The organism is Variovorax ureilyticus, from assembly GCF_037889935.1.
GTDB classification, from domain to species: Bacteria; Pseudomonadota; Gammaproteobacteria; order Burkholderiales; family Burkholderiaceae_C; genus Variovorax; species Variovorax ureilyticus.
In genome coordinates, this window is record NZ_JBBKZU010000018.1 from 25,350 (window position 1) to 46,581 (window position 21,232).

Here is a 21,232-nt window from a genome sequence, read left to right on the forward strand (position 1 = left end):
CGGCGGCTAGAGTTTTTCGACCAACGCTGCCGAGCCGAGGCCACCGGCCGCCGCGATGCTGGCGAGCCCCAGTGCGCCGCGCGGTGCTTCGCGCGCCATATCGGCGAGAAGGCGGACCAGGCTGACGGCTCCGGACGCGCCGATGGGGTGCCCGCGTGCAAGCCCCCCTCCTCCGCGGTTGAGACGCTCGGGCTCGATGCCCAGCGCCTCCGCGAACGCGATGGCCTGGACGGCAAAGGCTTCGTGCAGTTCCGCGCCCCAAAGGGCCGCTGCCTCGATGCCGTGCCGATGAAGCAAGTCCTTGGTCGCGTGTGCTGCTGCCAGCATGGGCATCTCCGGCGCGGTGCCCACTGCGAGCGCGGCCCGCCAACGCAGCAAGGCCGGCGCTCCAAGGGCGGCCGAAGCCCGCGGCGAGGCCATCAGGACAAACGCCGCGCCATCGGCCTGCGGCGCGATCGAAAGCCGGCTCACCGCCGTGGCCCGCCGATCGAAGTCCGATGAGCCCGACTGATCCGAGAGGGCCTCGATGGGCATGCGCGCCGTGCGATCAACCTTGATCGAGCGCGCATAGGTGTCCTGTACTGCCGCCCCAATGGGAACGATTTCCGAGGCCATGTGCGCGCGCCATGCAAGCGCCTTGGCATGACTGTCCACTGCATACGCATCCTGCGCCGTCCGCGTGATGCCCCTCTGCGCGGCATATCGGGCTGCGGCGAGCGCCAGGTCCGGGTCGCGCGATGGGTCGGGTGCGAACGCCGGTCGCTCGTAAGACATCGGTGCCTCACCCTGAGCGAGCGGCCGATGCAGCCGGATCGGCGAGCGGCTCCAGGCCTCGACACCGCCCTCCACGACCACCTGCGCCTGCCCGGAGGCAATCAACCCGGCGCCCATCGAGACTGCATCCAGCCCCGAGCAGCACTGCGTGTCGACGGAGAAGGCTGCGGTGCGATCGGGCAAGCCGGCCGCGAGCGCGACCATCCGCGCCGGGTTGCCGCCCGCGCCGAGCGCATTGCCGCAAACCACCGCATCGACGGCCGACGCATCGATGCCGCTTCGCGCCAGCAGCGCCCTGACGACCGGCGCCGCGATCTCGTGGGCAGCCAGAAGGGCGAGTGCACCGCCCCTCGGAATCACCGCGCTGCGTGCCCAAGCGAGCAAGACAGGTGCATCCGGTGTCATGTCCTCGAGAGCCGCCAAGGCAGTGCTTGCCAGCCCGCTGGCCCCTCCGGATTTGCGGCCAGGCATCGCGCCAGGGCGGCATGATCGGTCTTGCCGCCCGTCGTGCGTGGCCAGTCGGCACAAGCATAGACCCGGCGTGGCGTCTTGTAGGGCTCCAATCGAGCCCTGCACCAGTCCGCGAGGGTCGCGCGATCGATGGGCTGAACCAACTCGAGTACCGCCACTGCATGCTTGCCGCGCACTCCGTCGGGCATAGCCTGGACCGAAGCTGCCGCAATGGCTGGATGTTCGGTCAGGACCTGCTCCACTTCCTCGGGAAACAGGTTCTTGCCTTGCACGACGAACATGCGCTGCTGCCGACCCACCAGGTGGAGCACGCCATCGGCATCGAGATGGCCCATGTCGCCCACGGACAGCCATTCGCCATCGCGCAAGATCGTCGCGCCGCGAGCCAGTGAAGGCGTCACGTAGTCGGTGAACACCATGGGGCTGCGCACGTAGATCAAACCCGGGGATGCAGCGAGAGCCGAGTCTTCGCATGTCCCACCCACCCTCTCGATGCGCAGATCCACGCTCGCAAACGGCCGCCCCACGGCCGTCGCCGGGAGGTCGACGCGGCTCTCGGTCCAGGCGATGAAGCTGGTCTCGGACGCGCCGTAGAACTCGACGATGCGCGCGTTGGGAAACAGCGCCTGCAAATGCGGCGTTCGCACCCGAGGCCATGCTGCGCCCCCGATCATCACCAGTTGCGTCTCCGCGATGGCGCGCAGGCCGTGACGATGAGCCTGCTCGAGCATCAGGATCAGCTGGCTGGGCACGGCGATGAGGCTTCGAGCATCGCCCTGCCCCAGCGCCTGCAACGCCGCGCCCGCCGAGAAGCGCGTTTGCAGGCGCACGCCGGCGCCGCTCCACAAGCCCATCAGCGCACCGAACAGGAACAGCGAATGCGAAAGGCGTCCTGGGGCGAGCAATGGGGTGCGCACTGCGGGGCCGAATGCTTCGAGGCAGGCCTCGAAACTGCTCGTCCACGACCGGTGGCTTCGCACGAAGCCCTTGGGGACGCCCGTGCTGCCAGACGTGAAGCCCACGTAGAACGAGCCGGGAGGAAGCGTCAGATCGCGCGCCGGAGTTCCGGTCGAAGAGGCGCCCAGCAACTCCGTGACCCTGCGTCGCAGCTCGGGTGACCAGTCCGGGTCACCGACCACGGCTGCATGGCCTGCCGCGAGGATGCTCAGAAAGCTGACAAGCTGCTCGCCCGGCGTGCCTGCCTCGTCGACCCATACCGGGGCCGGGCCAAGCGCATGAGCATGCGATCTCGCGGTGGCAGCGATCCCATCGGACAGGGCCTCGAAGCTCAGGCGCAGCGAGCCATCGTCGATGGCCATCGCATTCGGCGTGCGGGCGGCCCAGTATGCGATCGGATCGTGAACGGTTTCGAACTCGATGCGCGAAGCAGTGCGCGCAGCGCCGTCATCGGCGAACGAGCGCTCGCTCGCATGATCGGGATCCAGCATGGCCAAGCGGCGTCGGTCGGCCTCACTCGGCCAGGCGCCAATGCGGCAATCCGCGCACGACCGTCTGTACGACCAATGCGCAGATCGCGCATTTGAGCAGGTCACCCGGAATGAATATCGCGCTGGCGAGCGCCGCATGCTGAACGGAGAGCTTGGCGATCAATGTGAGTCCGGCGATCCCAAAGACATAGACAACGCCGATACCACCAACCAAAGCCGAAATGAATGCGCCGGCCAGGAGCGCGCGGCCACTCGGGCGTGAAAGGCGACGCATCACAAAGCCACTGGCCGCCGCACCGAACGGCCATCCAATCAGGAAACCGGCCGACGGCGCGACGAACACGCCCAAGCCGCCGCGTCCCCCGGCCAGCAGCGGTAGTCCCAGCGCCACTGCCAGCAAGAAGAGGCTGACCGCAAGGAACCCGCGCCTTGCGCCAAGCAGGCAACCCGCCATCATGACTCCCAGGGTCTGCAGGGTGATCGGAACACCGAATGGCAGATCGACCTTGGGGATCATCCCCATCGCTGCAATCAAGGCCGCGAAGAGCGCGATATGTGCGAGGGTGCGGGAGGAATTGGCCGAGGGCGCTTTGTTCATGTTTTTCGCGGGGATGAATTTCGGATTGCGTGAGGTTCGTGCGGCGAACTGCCCCGTTGGTCACCAATGATGCCGATCCGTGACTCTTCCAGGCTCACGGTGAATCGGCTGAAGAGGTGCTTGTCCTCGCGACCGAGCAAATCCGGTTCGGGGTAGATGCCGAAAAAGGCAGGATGTGTCGCGTACAGACCGCTGGCGGTTCACGTTCGCTCGGATATGACCCCCGATTGATAGGTCCGGGCCGGTGACCTGTGAGGACTCGCTCCTCCGTGCACTTGATGCCGAAAGAACTGGTCGTGCAAGACACCCTTGTCTGTCGGCTGAGGATCTCTTTCTACACGAAGGTCTTCGTCGTCCGGCTCACCCTGTGCCGCGCGAACTTCCATCAGACATCGCCTCAGATATCCCATGGGTTGTCCTTCGCGTATCGGTTGTCAGCCAGGCCCTGCGCAGCTGTGAAGAGAACGACCACGAGGCCGTAGTCGGTCACGGTGGCGCGATGGATCGTGGACTCGAGCAGGATTCGGAACATGGGGAGTTCGGAATGGGACAGATGAATCTGGATGAATCGCGCCACCTTCATGACGGCGGTCTCGCGAACCAAAAGGCGCGATTCTGACAATGCCGCCGCTGTCGAAAAACGGCGGTGGGTCACATTTGCGTCGGCCCGTTCCGCCTCCAGCCGCATTTTCGTAGCTCACGATCACTGTCCTTCGGAACTGTGTTGCGCAACGATCTGCGAGCCCCCAAGCAGTGAAGGCCACGACGAGTTCACCGACCTCGCGCATCGGCTCTCGAGCGAAATCATCGACATGCCCACATGCGCGGCCGCCGAGTTCCGCTTCGACGCAAAGGCGTCCTTGCCCGGCGTGTTGGCATGACGGCGGTGCTCGCCCTCACTCTGCTTGAATCCCGGCGTCGTGGATGACCTTGCCCCACTTTCCGAGGTCAGCCTTCATTCGCGTCGCGTACTCCTGGGCCGTGCCGCCCTGCACCTCGATGCCAGCGGCTTCGAGTTTCTCGCGCACATCCGGCTGCTTGAGGGCCGCGTTGATTTCGGCATTGAGCTTGGCGATGACGGGTTGCGGTGTCCCGGCCGGAGCGAGGAAGCCACCATTCGTATTGGCCTCGTAGCCCTTGAGGCCCTGTTCGTCGGCGGTGGGGACCTCGGGCAGCGAAGCGGCTCGCTTGAGCGAGGTCACCGCGACGCCACGCACAGAGCCGGCCTTCACCTGTGCCTGGATTGCACTCACGGTGTCGATGTACAGGATGGTCCTGCCGGCCAGTAGATCCGGTTGCGCCGCAGACGAGCCCTTGTACGGCACCATCAGCATGGGTACTCCGCTGGCGAGCCGAAACAACTCCGCTGCCATCTCCTGGGCGCTGCCACGACCGGAAGTCGCCACTTTTGCCTGGTCCGGATGGGCCTTCATCCACGCAATGAGTTCGGGCAGCGTCCTGGCCGGGATCTGTGGATAGACAGCGAAGACGAGCGGGACCTCGTGCGTGTAGACGATCGGCTCGAAGCTCTTCTCCGGATCCCACCCCAGGTTCTTGAACAGGAACTTGTTGATGGTGTGGCTGCCACCGACGATACCGATGGTGTAGCCGTCCGGCACTGCCTTGGCGAGAACCTCCGTGCCCAGGTTGTTCGACGCGCCGGGTCGGTTGTCGATCACCACTGGCTGACCCATCGAGAGTGAGAGCTTGTTGCCGACGACGCGGGCGAGGATGTCGATTGCACCGCCCGGCGGCGCGGGCACGATGATCTTGATCGGACGGCTGGGATAGTTCTCCGCAGCAACGGAACTGGTGGCCACCACGGCAGTCAGCGCGACGGCCAGAAGCTTGAACAATGAGATACGTGGCACGGAGGTCTCCTCGGCTCTGATAGGGGAACGGAAAGGGTCGAATGTGCTCAGCCTCGACCGACGAAAGGCATGGAACTGGCCATGACAGTCATCGTGAGCACATTCACATCGAGTGGCAGCGTCGCGATGTGGCGCACGGCATTGGCAACGTGCACTGCGGGCATCACGGGCTCGGGTGCCACGGTGCCGTTGGCCTGGGGCACGCCACGCGTCATGCGCTCGGACAACTCCGTCAAGGCATTGCCGATGTCGATCTGGCTCGCGACGATGTTGTAGGCACGGCCATCCAACGCAAGGGCTTTGGTCAGTCCGGTGACCGCGTGCTTGCTGGCCGTGTAAGGGGCGGTGAAAGGACGCGGCGTGTGCGCGGAGATCGAACCGTTGTTGATGATGCGGCCGCCTTGCGGTGACTGCCGGCGCATCAGACCGAACGCAGCGCGTGCGCACAGGAATACACCCGTGACGTTGGTGTTGATCGCGTTGAACCATTTCTCCAATGGCAGTTCGTCTACGGGCACTGCCGGGGCATTGACTCCGGCGTTGTTGAACAGCACGTCGAGTCGCCCGTAGGTGCGTTCGATGGTTTCGAACAGCGCCTGTACGCTCGCGGGGTCGGTGACATCGGTAGACACTGCCAGTGCCTTCTGACCGCGTGCCGCGGCTTCCTGCGCCAGTGCTTGCAGGGGTTCGACCCGCCGGCCCGCCAGGACGACGACAAATCCATCGTCCAGGAGACCCAAGGCTGCGGCGCGACCGATGCCGCTGCCTGCGCCCGTGACGAGCGCGATCCTGGATTCGGCATTGGATGTCATGGGGTCGTCTTCTCGAAGATGTGTGAAATTCGGCGCTCCGTGGCCGGATCAACCGTGACGGAAAACTCGCCGATCCCGCTGATGCCGCCCCGCACCTCATCGCCTGGATGCAAGGGGCCAACGCCCGCAGGAGTGCCCGTGAAAACCAGATCGCCAGGCAGCAACGTGACAGCGCGTGACAACATGGCCACAAGCTCGGAAACGGGCCACAACAGTTCGCCCACATCCGATCGTTGCCGCTCTTGACCATTCACGCTCAGCCAGATGGCGCCGTGCCCGGGATGGCCGCAAACATCGATCGGCACCACCGGCGTGCAGGGTGCAGACTGGTCAAAGGCCTTCGAAGGTGCCCAAGGGCCTGCCACGGCCTTGGCCTGCTGCTGCAGATCGCGCCGCGTGAGATCCATGCCGACCGCGTAGCCCCAAACGTGTTCGGCCTCGATCCGCGCGGGATCCAGATCGCTCCCACCGCGGCCCAGGGCGACGACGAGTTCGATCTCATGGCAGAAATCTGAAGTCTCCGGTGGGTACGCCACCGCGCCGCGTGCCGGAACCACGGCTTGCGGTGGTTTCAGGAACCAGGCCGGCATGTTCCGTGACGCCGGCTCATTGGCCTGCCAGCGGTAGTTGCGGCCGATGCAGAAGACGCGCTGGACCGGGAAGGAATCGCTGCGGCCGGCGACCGGCAGCACCACCTGCTCGGCCGGAGCAAAGGCATAGTCCATGGGCGGACGTCCTCAGTCGATGGTGATGTTTCGACTGCGGATGATCTGGCCGTAGCGACCACGGTCATCGGCGATGAGCTTGGCGAACTCCTGGGGAGAACTGGCACGGGGAACGCCGCCGAGCGCTGCAAACCGGGCCCTCACGGCATCATCGGACAACACAGCGCGCACGTCGGCCGCGATGCGCTCCACGATGTCGGGCGGGGTACCCGCAGGCGCCAGAAGACCAATCCACGAGATCGCGTTGAAGTTGCGAAGGCCACTTTCGGCGAGAGTCGGTACGTCAGGCAGCGCCGAGACCCGCTTCTCGCTCGTCACAGCGAGCGCCCGCAGCCTGCCGGCCTTGATATGACCGGACGCCTCCAGCACGGTCAGGAACGACATCTGCACCTGTCCGCCAAGCAGGTCGGTGATGGCCGGCCCGCCGCCGCGGTAAGGCACATGCAGGATGAAGGTGCCCGTGCTGTCCTTGAAGAGTTCTGCAGCCAGGTGTGGTGCGCTGCCTGCGCCCGAACTGCTGTAACTCATCTGACCCGGCTGCGCCTTGGCGAGCGCAATCAGCTCGGCTGGTGTCTTGACGGGGACGCCCGGATTGACCATCAGGGCCAAGGGCAACTCGGCGACCAGCGACACCGGGGCGAAGGCCTTGTCCGGGTCGTACGGCAGCTTGCGATACAGAGACGGGTTGATCGACTGCGTTCCGACGTTGCCGAACAGCAGCGTGTAGCCGTCAGGCCGCGCCTTGGCGACGCTGTCAGCGCCAATCTGTCCGGCCGCACCACCCTTGTTGTCCACCACCACCGGGTGACCCCAACGCTTGCCCAGTTGCTCGGCCATGATCCGTGCACCGGTGTCGGTTCCGCCACCGGGCGGAAAGGGAACGACCAGCGTCACCGGCTTCGAAGGGAAGGTTTGGGCAAGACCCACGCCGTGCGCGAAGGTCATCAATAGTCCGGCCAACGCGGCCGCAATGCGGGTTGCAAACATGTCTTGTCTGTTTCTCTTGGATGGGCGATTGCCCGATGCTTCGATCCGCCTGACGAGCCGCGCTCGGCTCAGGTCGTCAGGCTCATCGCCGGTCTTTCGCGACTGAATGCCTGACTCAAGCTGTCGAGGACCATCTCTGCCATCGCAGTACGCGTCTCCCATGTGGCGCTGGCTCGATGCGCCTGCAGCGTGGTGCGATCGGACTGGCGCAGTTCGAGCGGTACGTTCGGCTCATCGACGAAAACGTCCAGCGCCGCGCCGGCAATACCGCCTGCGGCCACGACACGGGACAACGCAACTTCATCGACCAGGCGGCCCCGCGCCACGTTCACCAGGAACCCGCGCGGACCCAAGGCGTCCAGCACGGCTGCGTTCACGATGCCCTCAGCCTTGTCTGCTGCAGCGCAGAGCACCAGCGCATCCACTTCTCGAGCCAGGTCAATCAACCCAGGCACGAAGCGGTGTGGCACATCGTCCATGCGCTGCAGATCGGTGTAGCTGATGGCGCAGCCGAATGCGATGGCGCGCTGCGCCACGGCATGGCCAACACGGCCCATGCCGACGATGCCTACATGCATGCCACTGAAACGACGTGCCAGAGGGAGCGCGCCCGGCTGCGGATTGGCGGGCCAGTTTCCGTCGCGCACGAAGCGGTCGCCCGCGCACAGGTTGCGGCAAGCCGCAATCAGAAGGCCGATCGCCAGATCGGCCACATCTTCCGTCAGCGCGCCCAGCGTCGCGGTGACCGGCAGGCCGCGCGCTCTGCAGTACCCAAGGTCCACGGCGTCAGTTCCAACGCCGTTGATCGCAACGACCTTGAGCGCTGGCATTTTCTCCAGCATGGCCCTGGAGACTCCTGTGTGCCCTCCGGTGATGACGGCCTCGATGCTGTCGACATTCGCATCGAGCCAGGCTTGTTTGTCATCGATCTCGAAGAGTCTGTGAACGTCGTACAGCGTCGCCAGCCGTTCGTTGACAGACGGAACCAATATTGGATTGAGCTGAAGGATCTTGGCTTTCATGGAGCAGGAGTGTGTGTTTAGTTGATCAACATGACAATCTTGATCATTAAAATCAACATAATTTCAATTAAATTCAACCTGTGATGGCTACCTGGATCTCAATGGACGACGCGTGCCGCCAGCTGGATGTGCGCCCCCAAACGCTTTACGCCTACGTGAGCCGAGGCAAGTTGGAGGTCATGCCTGACCCGGCAGACTCGCGGCGCAGTCTGTACCGCGCCGAGGACGTGGAAGCCTTGTCCAGGCGCAAGCAGGCCGGCCGCAAGCGCGAGACGGTGGCAACGAACACGCTCTACGGGACTGAGCCGAGCATTCCCACAGCCTTGAGCACCTTCTACCGGGGGCGGCTGTTCTATCGAGGCCACGATGCAGTGCAGCTCGCGCAGTCAGCCACACTCGAAGAAGCCGCACAACTGCTCTGGGCCGCCGAGCAGCCAGTGGACTTCACCGCCGCCGGCGCCACGCGCCCGCCGCAGGCCGGGCGGTCCGCCGCGTTCACCTCGCTTGGGGCGCTCGCCGCAGTCAGTCATTCGACGAGCGGCCGCATGACCCGCGTGCTGCATGAAGAGGCCGAGGACCTGGTGGGGCTTGTAGCTTGCGCGTTCGGCGCGCAGCCGGGCACGCAGCCCTTGCACCGGCGCGTCGCCGCGGGCTGGCGACAGCCCTCGCGAATCGCGGAAGTGTTGCGGGTCGCCATGGTGTTGATGGTCGACCATGAGCTGACAAGCTCGGCTTTCGTGGCTCGCATCGCGGCCTCGACGGGCGCTTCGCTGCCGGCCTGTCTCCTGGCTGGACTCACCACGCTGTCGGGGCCTCTGCACGGCGATGCGTCCGGCAGAGTCCGCGCCCTCTTTGGCGAAGTGGAACGCCTCGGAGAGGACGCAGTACTGGGCCATTACCTCTCCACCGGCTTGCCCCTTCCGGGTTTCGGTCACCACATCTACCCGGAAGGCGACCCCAGGGCAGCGGCGCTGTTCGCGATGTTCGAGCCGCCAGAAGCGATCTCGCGCTTCATCGAGAAGGCGCAGGCGCTCACCGGATTGAAACCCAACATCGATCTGGCGCTTGCCGCACTCGTGGCGCGGATGCGGCTTCCTCAGGATTCGGCATTCGGACTCCAGGCGACAGCGCGAAGCATCGGACTGCTGGCACACAGCCTCGAACAACTGAGCGCGCCGCAGGTCATTCGACCAAGAGGTCGGTATGTCGGGGTCAATCCCAGCACAAACGAAGAAACCGCAGTCGTGCAGTCGCGCAACATCGCAGCACGTCCAGTCCATCGCAACGACACGCCGAAGACATCGTCTCGCAGGCGTTCGGTACGGACCGCTCGATAGCGATGCGCGCGCATCGAGATACCGGGGAGTTTCCCATGCAACCCATTGAACGGCGCCGGTCGCGCAGCCTGAGCGCCAATGTTGTCGACGAACTGGGCAAGCGGATGAGGATCGGCCCGCTGCGCGCGGGCGACAAGCTGCCGACCGAGGCGGCGATCATGCAGGAGTTCGGCGTGAGCCGGACCGTGGTGCGCGAAGCGCTCTCGAAGCTGCAGGCCGCCGGCATGGTGCGGCCGCAGCGCGGCGTGGGAACCTTCGTGGTGGGCGCGTCGCGCGCGAAACCCTTTCACGTGGACAGCACCCCGGACGACAGCCTCGCTCAGGCGATCGCGCTCATCGAACTGCGCATCGGCCTCGAAAGCGAGGCGGCGGCGCTTGCGGCGCAGCGTCGGGACGCGAGCGACCTCGTGGCCACCAAGAGCGCGCTCGACGCCATCGAGGCCGCGATGGACCAAGACATGGACACCGCCCGGCCCGACTACCAGTTCCATCTCGAAATCGCACGTGCCTCGCACAGCCCGCATTTCGCGGCCGTGCTGGAGGCCCTGGGGCCGACCTGCGTCCCGACCGCTTTCCTCAAAACGGCAGACGGGAACGAAGAGGGAGCCAGCCAAGCGTTGGGCGACCAGGTGCGCCACGAGCACCTCGGGATCTACGACGCGATCGCGCAGCAAGACGTCGAAGCCGTCCGCGCTGCAATGCGGGGGCATCTGGTCAACGGCCGGGAAAGGCGGCGTGCCTCCCAAGGACCCGAGGCGCCCGCTCGAAGCTAGATCGCGGTCGCTAGATCGCGGTCGATTGCCGCTCGATCATGCGAAAGCCGACGTCGATGACCGGCTGATCGATCACCTCCCCCTTGCAGCGGGCGACGATGAGGCGGGCGGCGAGACGGCCGATCTCGGCGCCGTCCACGTGCACCGTCGAGATCGATGGCACGGTGTGCGCGCCGAAATCCGCATTGCCGAAGCCGCAGACCGCCAGGTCCTGCGGCACGCGCAGGCCGCGCGCCAGCGCTTCGACGATCACACCATGCGCGAGCTGGTCCGAGCTGCAGCAGATCGCCTGCAGCTTCGGCTCCTTGTCCAGCAGTTCGCCAAGCGCGCGGCGGCCCAGTTCGAGGCTGCTGGGCGCCGGCACGAAGACCGTCGGCACCTCGCGGCCGAGCGTGGTCTGGAACCCGTCGCGCCGCATGCGCGCGCGGTGGTCGTCGCCGCTGGCGATGCCGATTCGCTTCCAGCGCTTCCCGAGAAAGTAGCCGCCGACGGCGCTGCCGACTTTCACGTGCGAGAAGCCCACGAGCATGTCCACGGGGCGGTCGCTCAGGTCCCACGATTCGACCACCGGGATGCCCGAGCGCCGCAGCCGGTCCCTCGCCTTCTGCGACTGCACGAGGCCCGTCATGAAGATGGCGTCCGGCTGCCGGCCGATCATCGCGTCGAGCACCGACTCTTCCTGCGCCGCGTCGTAGGAGGTCTGGCCGAGGATCAGCTGATAGCCCGACGTCGCCAGTTCGGCCGTCAGCGCCTCCAGGGTCGGCAGGAACTGCGCCACCGAGAGCGCCGGCACGATGCCACCCACCATGAGGCTTCGCTTCGACTTGAGGCCGCCCGCCAGGCGGTTCGGGATATAGCCGGTCGCCTCGACTGCGGCCTGCACCTTCTCGATGGTCGCCTTCGACACCACGCCCGGATTCCCGAGCGCACGCGAAGCGGTAATCAGCGAGACGCCAGCGGCCTTCGCCACGTCGTGCAGCGTGGCCGGCTTGGGGGCGGAAACGGGATTCATGCGGGTGCGCAGCAGATGCCATGACAACGATAGCAGAAGTGTTCCGAACCGGGACCCTGCCGGAATCTCTCGTTGACCGCAGAAGATGACAACGCTATCATTCGTGGAAACTCCACCAGGTACATAGGCAACATGCTCGACGACGCCAAAATGCGTCCGAAAATGACAACGTTATCAATCTTCAGAGAAACACCCAGCCAAGGAGACACCCCATGAAGAAATGCCTCGCCGCCTTTGCCCTCGCATTCGCGTCCTTCGCCGCCGGCGCGCAGAACTGGCCCGACAAAGCGGTGACGCTGGTCGTGCCCTTCCCGCCCGGCGGCTCGACCGACCAAGTCGCGCGCGCCATCAGCCCGCGCCTCACCGAGAAGTTCAAGCAGTCGTTCCTCGTCGATAACAAGGCCGGCGCCACGGGCACCATCGGCGCCACTTTCGTTAAGCGCGCGGCGCCCGACGGCGCCACCTTTCTCGTGACCTCCCTGGGCCCGCTGGTCATCGTGCCGCACCTCATGAAAGGCCTGCTGTACGACCCGCTCAAGGACTTCGATCCGATCACCGTGGCGGTGGCCTCCCCCAACGTGCTGGTAGTCCCGGCGGACTCGCCGCACAAGAGCGTGGCCGACGTGATCGCCTATCTGAAGGCCAACCCCGGCAAGATGACGTTCGCCTCGGCCGGCAACGGATCGAGCGACCACCTGACCGCCGAGCTCTTCTGGCAGCAGACCGGCACCACCGGCATCCATGTTCCCTACAAAGGCGGTTCGCCCGCGCACACGGACCTGATGGGCGGCCAGGTCAACGCCTCGTTCCAGAACATCAATTCGGTCGTGCAGTACATCAAGGGCGGAAAGATGCGCGCACTCGCCATCACGAGCCCGAAGCGCTCGCCGGTGCTGCCCGATGTCCCGACGCTGGCCGAGGCGGGCGTCAAGAACGTCGAGGTCGCATCGTGGCAGGCCATCGTCGCGCCCAAGGGCTTGCCGCCCGCGCTGCGCGACAAGGCCCATGCCGCCTTCGTCGAGGCGATCAACGACCCGAAGGTCAAGGAGCAGTTCACCTCGATCGGCTTCGAGATCGTGGCCAACACGCCGGCGCAGTTCGCCGAGTTCCAGCAGAAGGAATACGCCCGCTGGAAGAAGGTGATCGAGACCGGAAAGATCACGATCGATTGACTCACCCCAGGCTCGCATCGAAAGCGACCGCCCTATGACCACCATGACGCCCTCCTTCGCCAACGACAGCATCACCTGGGTCCGCATCTCCTCGTGCTACCTGCCGCTTGCCCATCCGATCAGCGACGCCAAGGTGCTGACCGGGCGCCAGAAGCCGATGACCGAGATCGCGATGCTGTTCGCGGAAATCGAGACCCGGGACGGCCACCGCGGGCTGGGCTTCAGCTACTCCAAGCGGGCCGGCGGACCCGGGCAGTTCGCGCATGCGAAGGAGATCGCTCCGGCGCTGATCGGCGAAGACCCCAGCGACATCTCGAAGCTGTGGACCAAGCTGTGCTGGGCCGGCGCGTCCGTCGGGCGCAGCGGCATGGCGGTGCAGGCCATCGGCGCGTTCGACGTGGCGCTGTATGACCTCAAGGCAAGACGCGCGGGCCTGTCGCTGTCGAAGCTGCTCGGCTCGCAGCGCGACTCGGTCCAGTGCTACAACACATCGGGCGGCTTTCTGCATACGCCGCTCGATCAGTTGCTGGTCAACGCGGCGGCATCTCGCGAGCGTGGCATCGGCGGCATCAAGCTCAAGGTCGGCCAACCCGATCGCGCGCTGGACATCAAGCGTGTGGAAGCGGTGCGCAAGCACCTCGGCGAGGACATGCCGCTGATGGTCGATGCGAACCAGCAGTGGGACAGGCCGACCGCGCAACGCATGTGCCGCACCTTCGAGCAGTTCGATCTCGTCTGGATCGAAGAGCCGCTGGACGCCTACGACTTCGAAGGCCACGCCGCGCTCGCATCGCAGTTCGACACGCCCATCGCCACCGGCGAGATGCTGACCAGTGCGGCGGAACACGGCGAGCTGATCCGCCACCGCGCCGCCGACTACCTGATGCCCGATGCGCCACGCGTGGGCGGCATCACGCCGTTCCTGAAGATCGCGGCGCAGGCGGAGCAGGCGGGCCTGGGCCTCGGCCCGCACTTCGCGATGGAACTGCATGTGCACCTCGCTGCGGTCTACCCCACGGAGCCGTGGGTCGAGCACTTCGACTGGCTCGAGCCGCTCTTCAACGAGCGGCTGGAGATCCGCAACGGCCGCATGCTGGTGCCCACGCGACCCGGTCTCGGGCTGAGTCTCAGCGAGCAGGCCAAGGGCTGGACACGCGAAGAAGCCGAGGTCGGCCAACGTGCCTGAATTGCAATCAATGGCTGAAACGCCCGTACCGGCGCCCCTGTACATCACCATGCACGAGCGCGACAACGTCGCGATCGTGGCCAACGACGGCGGCCTGCCCGCGGGCACCGTCTTCCCCTCGGGCCTGACCCTGCGCGAGAAGGTGCCGCAGGCCCACAAGGTGGCTCTGGTCGACATCCCCGAAGGCGGCGAAGTGCGCCGCTACGGCGTCGCCATCGGCTACGCGCTCAAGCACATCCCCGCCGGCAGCTGGGTGCACGAGCGCCTGCTGCAGATGCCCGCCGCGCGCGAGCTCCAAGGCCTGCCGATCGCCACCGTCAAGGCCCCCGAGATGCCGCCGCTGGAGGGCTTCACCTTCGAGGGCTATCGCAACCCGGACGGCTCGGTGGGCACCCGCAACATCCTGGCGATCACGCAGACCGTGCAGTGCGTGGCCGGGGTGACCGAGTTCGCCGTGCAGCGCATCAAGGCCGAGCTGCTGCCGAGGTTCCCCAACGTCGATGACGTGGTGGCGCTGGAGCACACCTACGGCTGCGGCGTCGCCATCGATGCGCCCGACGCGGTGGTGCCCATCCGCACGCTGCGCAACATCAGCCTGAACCCCAACTTCGGCGGCGAGGTGATGGTCATCAGCCTGGGCTGCGAGAAGCTGCAGCCCGAGCGGCTGCTGCCGCCGGGCAGCATCCCGCTCATCGACGAGCGCAACGTGGCCGATGTGGGCGAGAGCGCCGACAGCCAGCTCGACGTGGTGTGCCTGCAGGACGAGGCGCACGTAGGCTTCATGTCGATGATCGAATCGATCCTGCGGCAGGCCGAGGAGCACCTGGAGCGCCTGAACGCGCGCCGGCGCGAGACGGTGCCCGCCAGCGAACTCGTCGTGGGCGTGCAGTGCGGCGGCAGCGATGCGTTCTCGGGCGTCACGGCCAACCCGGCGGTGGGCTATTGCACCGACCTGCTGGTGCGCGCGGGCGCGACCGTGATGTTCTCGGAGGTCACCGAGGTGCGCGACGGGATCGACCAGCTCACGGCGCGCGCGAGCACGCCGGAGGTGGCCGAGGCCATGATCCGCGAGATGGCCTGGTACGACGCCTACCTGGACAAGGGCCGCGTGGACCGCAGCGCCAACACCACGCCGGGCAACAAGAAGGGCGGGCTCTCGAACATCGTGGAGAAGGCGATGGGCTCGATCGTCAAGTCCGGCAGCGCGCCGATTTCGGGCGTGATCTCGCCGGGCGAGAAGGTGCGCCAGAAGGGGCTCATCTACGCGGCAACGCCGGCGAGCGATTTCATCTGCGGCACGCTGCAGGTGGCCGCCGGCATCAACCTGCATGTGTTCACCACCGGGCGCGGCACGCCTTATGGTCTCGCCGAAGTGCCGGTGATCAAGGTGGCCACGCGCAGCGATCTGGCGCGGCGCTGGCACGACCTGATGGATGTGAACGCAGGCCGCATCGCCGATGGCGAGGTGAGCATCGAGGCCGTGGGCTGGGAGCTGTTCCGCCTCATGCTCGACGTGGCCAGCGGCAGGAAGAAGACCTGGGCCGAGCAGTGGAAGCTGCACAACTCGCTGGTGCTGTTCAATCCGGCGCCGGTGACCTGAAGACCCAAGATGTTGGCCATGCTGTCAGCAGCCAGCGGCGCTTCGCCGAGCTTGCGCAAATGACCGCTCGCGCTGTCCGAGAGGTTGTCGCCGCCCAGACTGGTCGCGAGGACGAATCGGTTCGTCACGTCGGTATGAATGGCGTGCGCGTGGGGCGCAGTCGGGATCATTTGCTGCACTGCCCCAACCGCGCCGTCCTTGCCGATGGAATTGACCGTGATCTTGTGGCCGGGATAGCACGTTGCAAATAGCCAGCGACCAGTGGCGTCCACATGGTGACGAGCATCTCGCAGACCCGCGTCCAGATTGGCTTTCATTGCGATGCCCGTCCAAAGAGCTGCAGGAAAGGCGTTATCCCAAGGTAGTCCACCGATCACGGGGAGAACCATTGACTTTTCGTTTCGATGCGTCCGCACGGCGAACTGCTTACTGGGTCGCGTAGCGTAAGGCCTCGACCAACACTAAATCAGCTAACGGAATAGGCGACTCTGTCCTAACGCCCGCCACAACGGCGATTGCCTGACCACGCTCCGTCCTCCAAAACAGTCGACAATGGCGCCCGTCGCCGTTAGCTGATTTTTATCGATGTCCCGAACCACGTCCAGTCTGTCCCTGTTCGACGATGCGCCTCCTTCCGGCGCCGCGAAAGGCTTCGAGGAAGCGTTTGCCGCTTGGGTGGCCGACCAGCGCGACATGGGAACGTTGCGGCGGCCAGGCGGCACGGAGGTCTACCGGGCGATGTGGGAGAGCTTCTCGCATTGGTGCCTTGGCCAGACACCGCGGGTCACCGTGGCCAATCTCTCGCTGCAGGACCTGCAGGCCTACCAGGCGGCCCGATTCGGCCGCAAGGCGCCGGATCGCGCCCTCTCCCCTCGCTATGTCTTGCGCCTGATGCGTCTGATCGACCGCGTGCTCCGGCACCGCGCCGCGCAGACCGATTCGCTGCCGAACACGGCCGCCGCAGACTGGATCGCTGCCAACCCGGAGGTCCGCTATGCCGATGCCGAGCGCGAGGACCCGCTGCCCGAGTACCTCTCGATTGCGGAAGCCCGCCAGTTGATTGCCTACCTGTCGTCTGCCCGACCCCGCCCCGGACGAAGCCGCGATGCGCTGGCGGCCATGACCTGGCAGGAGGTGCGCAATCGCACTTCGGTGGCGCTGCAGTTGGGGGCCGGCCTCACGCCAGGGGACGTGCGGGCGCTCACGCTGGAATCGCCTGTGTTGCAAGGCGCACGGATTCGAGGACAACCGTGGAAGCTGCAGGTGCCGGGCAACGGCACGTCGCAGCCGCGCGAGACGCCGATCGCGGCCTGGGCGGCGCAGTTGCTGCAGTACTGGCTGCAGGTGCGCGAGGAGGCGCGCGTCGCCGGCGTATTCCTCTTTCCCTCCACGCGCACGGGCAAGCCCTGGCTCGCCGACTCACAGTACAAGAATGCCCGCGACGTGCTCGAACTGGCCGGCATGGAGTCGCGCGAGGGCGGATCTTTCCGGCTGCGCCACACCTTCGCCATCCGCCAGCTGCGCCGCGGCACGTCGCCCGAGCAGGTGGCCCGATGGATGGGCGTCGAGCCGGCTGAAATGAAGCGCTATGAGCGGGTGCTGCCCGCCCATGTCGAGGTGGTTTGAGTGGCGATTGTTCGGTGGCACGCCGCCGGGGGAGATCAAGACCCTCGCTGGAGGTCTCTGAACAGACTCAGCGCTCGCAGCCCAGCAGTCCCTGTACGCCGCGGTGAAGCGGTTGTGAGCAGTCGCTTAGTAGCCCCTGGAGGCACTGCTCACATGCCGCGACGCCGGACCTCTCGATAGAGCACGGCCCCAATCTCGCCAAGAACTATCCAGTCTTGGTCGGTGAGACGGTCACGTGCCACGTCCATCCAGTTGGCCAGATCGGCGATCGCATCGTCCAGGCTCTCTCTGCTGCCGTGCAGATCCTGCACTAGGGCAAGCAGTTCAAACAGTTCGACGTTCCTGTGAGCCATCGCTCTGATTTGCGCGCCGACTCCCCGCAGGAGCCGGCGTGCCGCCCTTCTACTCGCCGATTCCGAACCGCTGAAAGAGTGCCGACTTCAGCCGCTTGATCTCGACCATCGCATCTGACTTCGGTGCCTGCTGCCCTGACAAGACCGCCGCAGCTTCTGCCGCAGCGTCCCTGGCAACGCGAGCATTGAGGGAGCATCGAATCAATTCTTGCTTTCGGTCCTTCGGATCGACGACGGCGAAGTTCTTCATGAGCACTTCTGCAACCTCGAGGGCCGAAACCGCGGCGGAGAGCGTCATGTGGATCCCCGCGCGCACGCGGTTCCCGTAGTCGGTCTCTTCCTTGACGTTCAGCTCCCTCTCCTGCTCGAAGGGAGGAAGCGTTCCGATGTTTGTGGGAGCGAAGTACGGCACAGGTTGAACGGCATGCTCGCGGGCCGAGATCACCTCCTGAAGCGCGACTCTGACCATTTGGACGGTCTCTAGATCCGGGGATTGCATCGAGTTGGTCATTCACCCTATTGATTGAAACTACTACAGGGGCAAGTGAGACGCCGTGACAAGGAACCGGCAAACCGGGTCGCAATGCTCCTACGTGGGCGTGATGGGCTCGGCACCTGCCTCGGGTCTTTAACCTTTGGCAACAACTCTAACGAATGAGCAAATGAACTGTAAAGCCAGTTTCAGAGCTGCCCCACGGGCCGCTGCACAGATACGCCAGGCGAGCGCGACAAGACCGGCATGCCCAACTGACTAATCTCCCGATCGTCCCCCTCATAAAAGAAGGCGGACCTCATCGAGCGCCGGCGTGTAGCGCGGCCATTGGAGCCTTCCCTTCGAACGATGGAAGATCACCACCGCCCATTGTTCGCGGTTGCTGGCGAACATGCTAAGCGGCGACTCGCCGGAAATGGAGTTGGAGACCCGAAAGAGCGTCGACGGATTGACCTCGAGGTCTTGAGGAGCCGGTCTTTGAGCGTCTTGGGAGGTGCGGACAGGACGCTCATCCCTGAGCGAAGCCCTGCGCCGAATTCACCACTTTGTCGAGCTGACCCGCCGCCAATGCCTCCAGTGGCGTCTTTCCTGCGAGGGAGCCACGGGCGCCCAGGAAAAAGTGCAATTTGGAAGCTGCCAGCAGATCACCGAGCACTTTGCTCACTTTCTCGAGTTTGGCCCGGTCATAGCGGGGATCGAGGAAGAACGCGGGGTAGTACCGCTCGCCTTCGATGTCGAGCGAGAACACCCGATTGGCTGCCTGCGCCTTGCTGAGCGCCTGCTTGCTGAAGCCCCATTCCTGCAGGAACTTCGAGGCCTCGACCAGTGTTCCATCCGCCACGAGCTTTCTCTGGCCGACACGAGCCGCTTCGCGAAGTCCGTCTCTGTTCATGAAGTCTCAACGCACGACCGCACCATTGGTGCGCTGATCAATAATTCTTGAAATCGGCCACGATGATTGCCGACCCCAGTATGCGGACCAAGTCCGAGACGCCGTCTCGGATTGCCCGGTGCCACTGTAGAACCATTCCGGGACAGCGTCTCGGAAATCCGCAAGGGTGGATAGGCGAGATATAACAGGCGCATCTGTTCCAGGTTGTCCACGCTGAAAGCCCGGCCAAGGCGGCCCCCAAGGTCGGCGGGCAGTCGTTGCAGCAACTGCGACCGCGTGCGGACCGCTCCCGCCCATCTTGCTCATATTCAACAATACGCCGACCAATCTCCCAGAGCTCGCGGTCATCAACGCGTTGACGCTACGCACTGCCGCGCGGCGCGTGTCCTCCAGCAGCACGACGATGTCGGCATGAACGGCGGCGTAGTCGGCCTGTTCCGCAGGGGCTGGCGTGGTGCGTTCGTTCATGCCGACACCTCGGCCGCCAAAGCCTCAAGAGATTACATGCAGCCGCGCGATCTCGGTGTTCAGGCGCCCGCGGGCAGCGTGGCAGTCAACTCGATGCCCAACGCCCTCATCACGGCCAGCGTGGTCTTCAATGTCGGATTGCCGTTCTCACTGAAAGAGCGGTAGAGCTGCTCGCGGGACAGGCCCGTCTGGCTGGCGATCTGCGCCATGCCTCTGGCCCTGGCAACGACCCCCAACGCATGCGCGATGTAACCCACATCATTCGTGTGGAGTGCTTCGGCCATGAAGGTCGCGACTGCTTCATCGGTCGTGAGATCCTCGGCGGGATCGTAGGTCGTCAGTTTTTCAGCCATTTCATTCGCTCCATTCTTCGGCCAGGCGTTGGGCCGTCATGATGTCCTTCGTCTGCGAACCTTTGTCGCCACCGCACAGCAACACGATGATCGTGTTCCCGCGACGCTGAAAGTAGACCCGGTAACCGGGCCCATGGTGGATGCGCAGCTCGCTCACGCCGTGCCCTACCGGCTCTGCGTCCCCGGCATGTCCGAACGCAAGTCGGTCGATTCGCGAAGCAATCAAGGCGCGTGCTCTTGTGTCCTTCAGCCGTGTTCGCCATTTCAGAAAAGTCTCGGTCTGCTTGATCTCGATCATCACAGGCGATTGTAGTTTACAAACTACATTTTGCCGAATCCGCGGTAAAGATCCAGCGCGTCGCTGCTGCCTTGCGAACGATGGTCCGGGCCACGCACCTTGAGGCAATGGCTGTAAAATGACCAGTCAGATGACTAGTTTCAAGAGATCACCATGAATACCTGGTCTGTTCAGGATGCCAAAGCGCGGTTCAGCGAGTTTTTGGACAGATGTCTCTCCGAAGGACCACAGATGGTCACCCGTCGAGGCGCCGAGGCGGCGATCCTGGTGCCCGCCGCGCAATGGAAGCAGATGCAGGCGGCCGCACGCCCTTCCCTCAAGGAGCTATTGCTGTCGGATCAGGCTCGCACGGAGCAACTGACTCCCGAGCGCCAGCGCGGCCAAGCCCGGCGACGTCCTGCCAGGGCCCTGCCCTGAGAACATGGGCATCTATCTGCTCGACACCAACGTCGTCTCGGAGTTGCGCCGCCCCAAGCCGCACGGCGCGGTGGTGGCTTGGCTGCAGTCGGTGCCCGAAAGCGATTTACGCATCTCGGCAGTCACCATCGGTGAGATCCAGGCGGGCATCGAGTTGACCCGGGAGCAGGACCCCAGGAAGGCCGCCGAAATCGAGCAGTGGGCACAGCACATGGCAGACGCATTCGAATGGCTGCCGATGGATGCACAGACGCTTCGCATCTGGGCACGCCTGATGCATCGCCGATCAGACACCCTCTATGAGGATGCGATGATCGCCGCCACGGCCATTCACCATCGCCTCACGCTTGTCACTCGGAACATCGCCGACTTCAAGCAGTTCGACGTTCCCCTCCTCAATCCATTCGAGTTCCAATAGCCCATCGGGTGATGTGCGATACCTTCATCGCCGCGTACCCACCGTGCTGGCCATACCAGCGAGCTTCCTTGCGATTGCCGGCGACGACGTGGCGCAGCACCACGTCAGCGACGTACCGCTGCGGCG

At 65.0% G+C, this 21,232-nt stretch carries 25 protein-coding genes and 1 pseudogene; 9 read left to right on the forward strand and 17 right to left on the reverse strand.

What is annotated here, in order from left to right; all coding sequences use genetic code 11:
* Nucleotides 1–6: 6 nt before the first annotated feature.
* The 4 genes from WKW77_RS29375 to WKW77_RS29390 all read right to left on the reverse strand — a co-directional run bounded on the left by WKW77_RS29375 (nt 7) and on the right by WKW77_RS29390 (nt 3,823).
* Nucleotides 7–1,179: a thiolase family protein gene (locus WKW77_RS29375; RefSeq protein ID WP_340360428.1), complete on the reverse strand. Its 1,173-nt coding sequence runs from the start codon at nt 1,177–1,179 to the stop codon at nt 7–9.
* Nucleotides 1,176–2,693: an AMP-binding protein gene (locus WKW77_RS29380; RefSeq protein ID WP_340360429.1), complete on the reverse strand. Its 1,518-nt coding sequence runs from the start codon at nt 2,691–2,693 to the stop codon at nt 1,176–1,178. Before WKW77_RS29380 ends, WKW77_RS29375 begins: the two co-directional genes overlap by 4 nt.
* 22 nt (nt 2,694–2,715) lie before the next feature.
* Entirely contained in the window at nt 2,716–3,291 is a 576-nt protein-coding gene (locus WKW77_RS29385) for a biotin transporter BioY (RefSeq protein ID WP_340360430.1), read from the reverse strand.
* 397 nt (nt 3,292–3,688) lie between these two features.
* Nucleotides 3,689–3,823, reverse strand: a complete 135-nt coding sequence (locus WKW77_RS29390) for a hypothetical protein (RefSeq protein WP_340360431.1) — start codon at nt 3,821–3,823, stop codon at nt 3,689–3,691.
* A 31-nt stretch (nt 3,824–3,854) separates the two neighbouring features.
* Here WKW77_RS29390 and WKW77_RS29395 point away from each other — a divergent pair, with 31 nt between their 5' ends.
* The gene (locus tag WKW77_RS29395; RefSeq protein WP_340360432.1) at nt 3,855–4,172 is read left to right on the forward strand and encodes a hypothetical protein; all 318 of its coding nucleotides are present in this window, start codon (nt 3,855–3,857) and stop codon (nt 4,170–4,172) included.
* 15 nt (nt 4,173–4,187) lie between these two features.
* Here the strand turns inward: WKW77_RS29395 and WKW77_RS29400 are convergent, their stop codons facing one another.
* From WKW77_RS29400 to WKW77_RS29420, 5 genes are all read right to left on the reverse strand, one after another.
* Nucleotides 4,188–5,162: a Bug family tripartite tricarboxylate transporter substrate binding protein gene (locus tag WKW77_RS29400; RefSeq protein ID WP_340360433.1), complete on the reverse strand. Its 975-nt coding sequence runs from the start codon at nt 5,160–5,162 to the stop codon at nt 4,188–4,190.
* Nucleotides 5,163–5,209: 47 nt separating this feature from the next.
* Nucleotides 5,210–5,974 carry an SDR family oxidoreductase gene (locus WKW77_RS29405; RefSeq protein WP_340360434.1) on the reverse strand — a complete coding sequence of 255 codons (765 nt, stop codon included), beginning with the start codon at nt 5,972–5,974 and terminating at the stop codon, nt 5,210–5,212.
* A complete protein-coding gene (locus WKW77_RS29410; protein ID WP_340360435.1) occupies nt 5,971–6,699 on the reverse strand; it encodes a fumarylacetoacetate hydrolase family protein in 729 nt (242 codons plus the stop codon). The genes WKW77_RS29405 and WKW77_RS29410 overlap by 4 nt, the downstream gene beginning before the upstream one ends.
* 12 nt (nt 6,700–6,711) lie before the next feature.
* Nucleotides 6,712–7,686, reverse strand: coding sequence for a Bug family tripartite tricarboxylate transporter substrate binding protein (locus tag WKW77_RS29415; protein ID WP_340360436.1), 975 nt, complete (start codon nt 7,684–7,686; stop codon nt 6,712–6,714).
* A gap of 68 nt (nt 7,687–7,754) precedes the next feature.
* Nucleotides 7,755–8,708, reverse strand: a complete 954-nt coding sequence (locus WKW77_RS29420) for a 2-hydroxyacid dehydrogenase (RefSeq protein WP_340360437.1) — start codon at nt 8,706–8,708, stop codon at nt 7,755–7,757.
* An 83-nt stretch (nt 8,709–8,791) separates the two neighbouring features.
* Here WKW77_RS29420 and WKW77_RS29425 point away from each other — a divergent pair, with 83 nt between their 5' ends.
* Nucleotides 8,792–10,045: a citrate/2-methylcitrate synthase gene (locus tag WKW77_RS29425; RefSeq protein ID WP_340360438.1), complete on the forward strand. Its 1,254-nt coding sequence runs from the start codon at nt 8,792–8,794 to the stop codon at nt 10,043–10,045.
* 2 nt (nt 10,046–10,047) lie between these two features.
* The gene (locus tag WKW77_RS29430) at nt 10,048–10,818 is read left to right on the forward strand and encodes a FadR/GntR family transcriptional regulator (protein WP_340360439.1); all 771 of its coding nucleotides are present in this window, start codon (nt 10,048–10,050) and stop codon (nt 10,816–10,818) included.
* Nucleotides 10,819–10,828: 10 nt separating this feature from the next.
* Here WKW77_RS29430 and WKW77_RS29435 read toward each other — a convergent pair whose 3' ends face one another.
* Nucleotides 10,829–11,830: a LacI family DNA-binding transcriptional regulator gene (locus tag WKW77_RS29435; RefSeq protein ID WP_340360440.1), complete on the reverse strand. Its 1,002-nt coding sequence runs from the start codon at nt 11,828–11,830 to the stop codon at nt 10,829–10,831.
* A gap of 212 nt (nt 11,831–12,042) precedes the next feature.
* Here WKW77_RS29435 and WKW77_RS29440 point away from each other — a divergent pair, with 212 nt between their 5' ends.
* From WKW77_RS29440 to garD, 3 genes are read left to right on the forward strand one after another with little or no spacing between them, the layout of a single operon-like run.
* Nucleotides 12,043–13,002: a Bug family tripartite tricarboxylate transporter substrate binding protein gene (locus WKW77_RS29440; RefSeq protein WP_340360441.1), complete on the forward strand. Its 960-nt coding sequence runs from the start codon at nt 12,043–12,045 to the stop codon at nt 13,000–13,002.
* Between the two features lie 34 nt (nt 13,003–13,036).
* Nucleotides 13,037–14,188: an L-talarate/galactarate dehydratase gene (locus WKW77_RS29445; RefSeq protein WP_340360442.1), complete on the forward strand. Its 1,152-nt coding sequence runs from the start codon at nt 13,037–13,039 to the stop codon at nt 14,186–14,188.
* A 10-nt stretch (nt 14,189–14,198) separates the two neighbouring features.
* Nucleotides 14,199–15,788, forward strand: coding sequence for a galactarate dehydratase (gene garD / locus WKW77_RS29450; protein ID WP_340360443.1), 1,590 nt, complete (start codon nt 14,199–14,201; stop codon nt 15,786–15,788).
* A gap of 92 nt (nt 15,789–15,880) precedes the next feature.
* On the opposite strand, the pseudogene WKW77_RS29455 reads toward garD, so the two are convergent.
* Nucleotides 15,881–16,177: pseudogene (locus WKW77_RS29455) on the reverse strand (beta-propeller fold lactonase family protein); the annotation flags it as partial.
* Between the two features lie 196 nt (nt 16,178–16,373).
* On the opposite strand from WKW77_RS29455, the gene WKW77_RS29460 reads away from it, so the two are divergent.
* Nucleotides 16,374–17,414 (forward strand): tyrosine-type recombinase/integrase, encoded by a 1,041-nt coding sequence (locus WKW77_RS29460; RefSeq protein ID WP_340360444.1) that lies wholly within the window; start codon nt 16,374–16,376, stop codon nt 17,412–17,414.
* A gap of 149 nt (nt 17,415–17,563) precedes the next feature.
* Here the strand turns inward: WKW77_RS29460 and WKW77_RS29465 are convergent, their stop codons facing one another.
* From WKW77_RS29465 to WKW77_RS29490, 6 genes are all read right to left on the reverse strand, one after another.
* Entirely contained in the window at nt 17,564–17,767 is a 204-nt protein-coding gene (locus tag WKW77_RS29465) for a hypothetical protein (RefSeq protein ID WP_340360445.1), read from the reverse strand.
* Nucleotides 17,768–17,816: 49 nt separating this feature from the next.
* Complete coding sequence (locus WKW77_RS29470) at nt 17,817–18,278, reverse strand: hypothetical protein (protein ID WP_340360446.1); 462 nt, start codon at nt 18,276–18,278, stop codon at nt 17,817–17,819.
* Between the two features lie 490 nt (nt 18,279–18,768).
* Nucleotides 18,769–19,152 (reverse strand): hypothetical protein, encoded by a 384-nt coding sequence (locus tag WKW77_RS29475; protein WP_340360447.1) that lies wholly within the window; start codon nt 19,150–19,152, stop codon nt 18,769–18,771.
* Between the two features lie 6 nt (nt 19,153–19,158).
* Nucleotides 19,159–19,620, reverse strand: a complete 462-nt coding sequence (locus WKW77_RS29480) for a hypothetical protein (RefSeq protein WP_422823290.1) — start codon at nt 19,618–19,620, stop codon at nt 19,159–19,161.
* 59 nt (nt 19,621–19,679) lie between these two features.
* Complete coding sequence (locus WKW77_RS29485; protein ID WP_340360448.1) at nt 19,680–19,973, reverse strand: addiction module antidote protein; 294 nt, start codon at nt 19,971–19,973, stop codon at nt 19,680–19,682.
* A 1-nt stretch (nt 19,974) separates the two neighbouring features.
* The gene (locus tag WKW77_RS29490) at nt 19,975–20,271 is read right to left on the reverse strand and encodes a type II toxin-antitoxin system RelE/ParE family toxin (protein WP_340360449.1); all 297 of its coding nucleotides are present in this window, start codon (nt 20,269–20,271) and stop codon (nt 19,975–19,977) included.
* 153 nt (nt 20,272–20,424) lie between these two features.
* Here WKW77_RS29490 and WKW77_RS29495 point away from each other — a divergent pair, with 153 nt between their 5' ends.
* Nucleotides 20,425–20,688 carry a type II toxin-antitoxin system Phd/YefM family antitoxin gene (locus tag WKW77_RS29495; protein ID WP_340360450.1) on the forward strand — a complete coding sequence of 88 codons (264 nt, stop codon included), beginning with the start codon at nt 20,425–20,427 and terminating at the stop codon, nt 20,686–20,688.
* Nucleotides 20,689–20,698: 10 nt separating this feature from the next.
* Entirely contained in the window at nt 20,699–21,106 is a 408-nt protein-coding gene (locus WKW77_RS29500; RefSeq protein WP_340360506.1) for a type II toxin-antitoxin system VapC family toxin, read from the forward strand.
* Nucleotides 21,107–21,232: the final 126 nt, after the last annotated feature.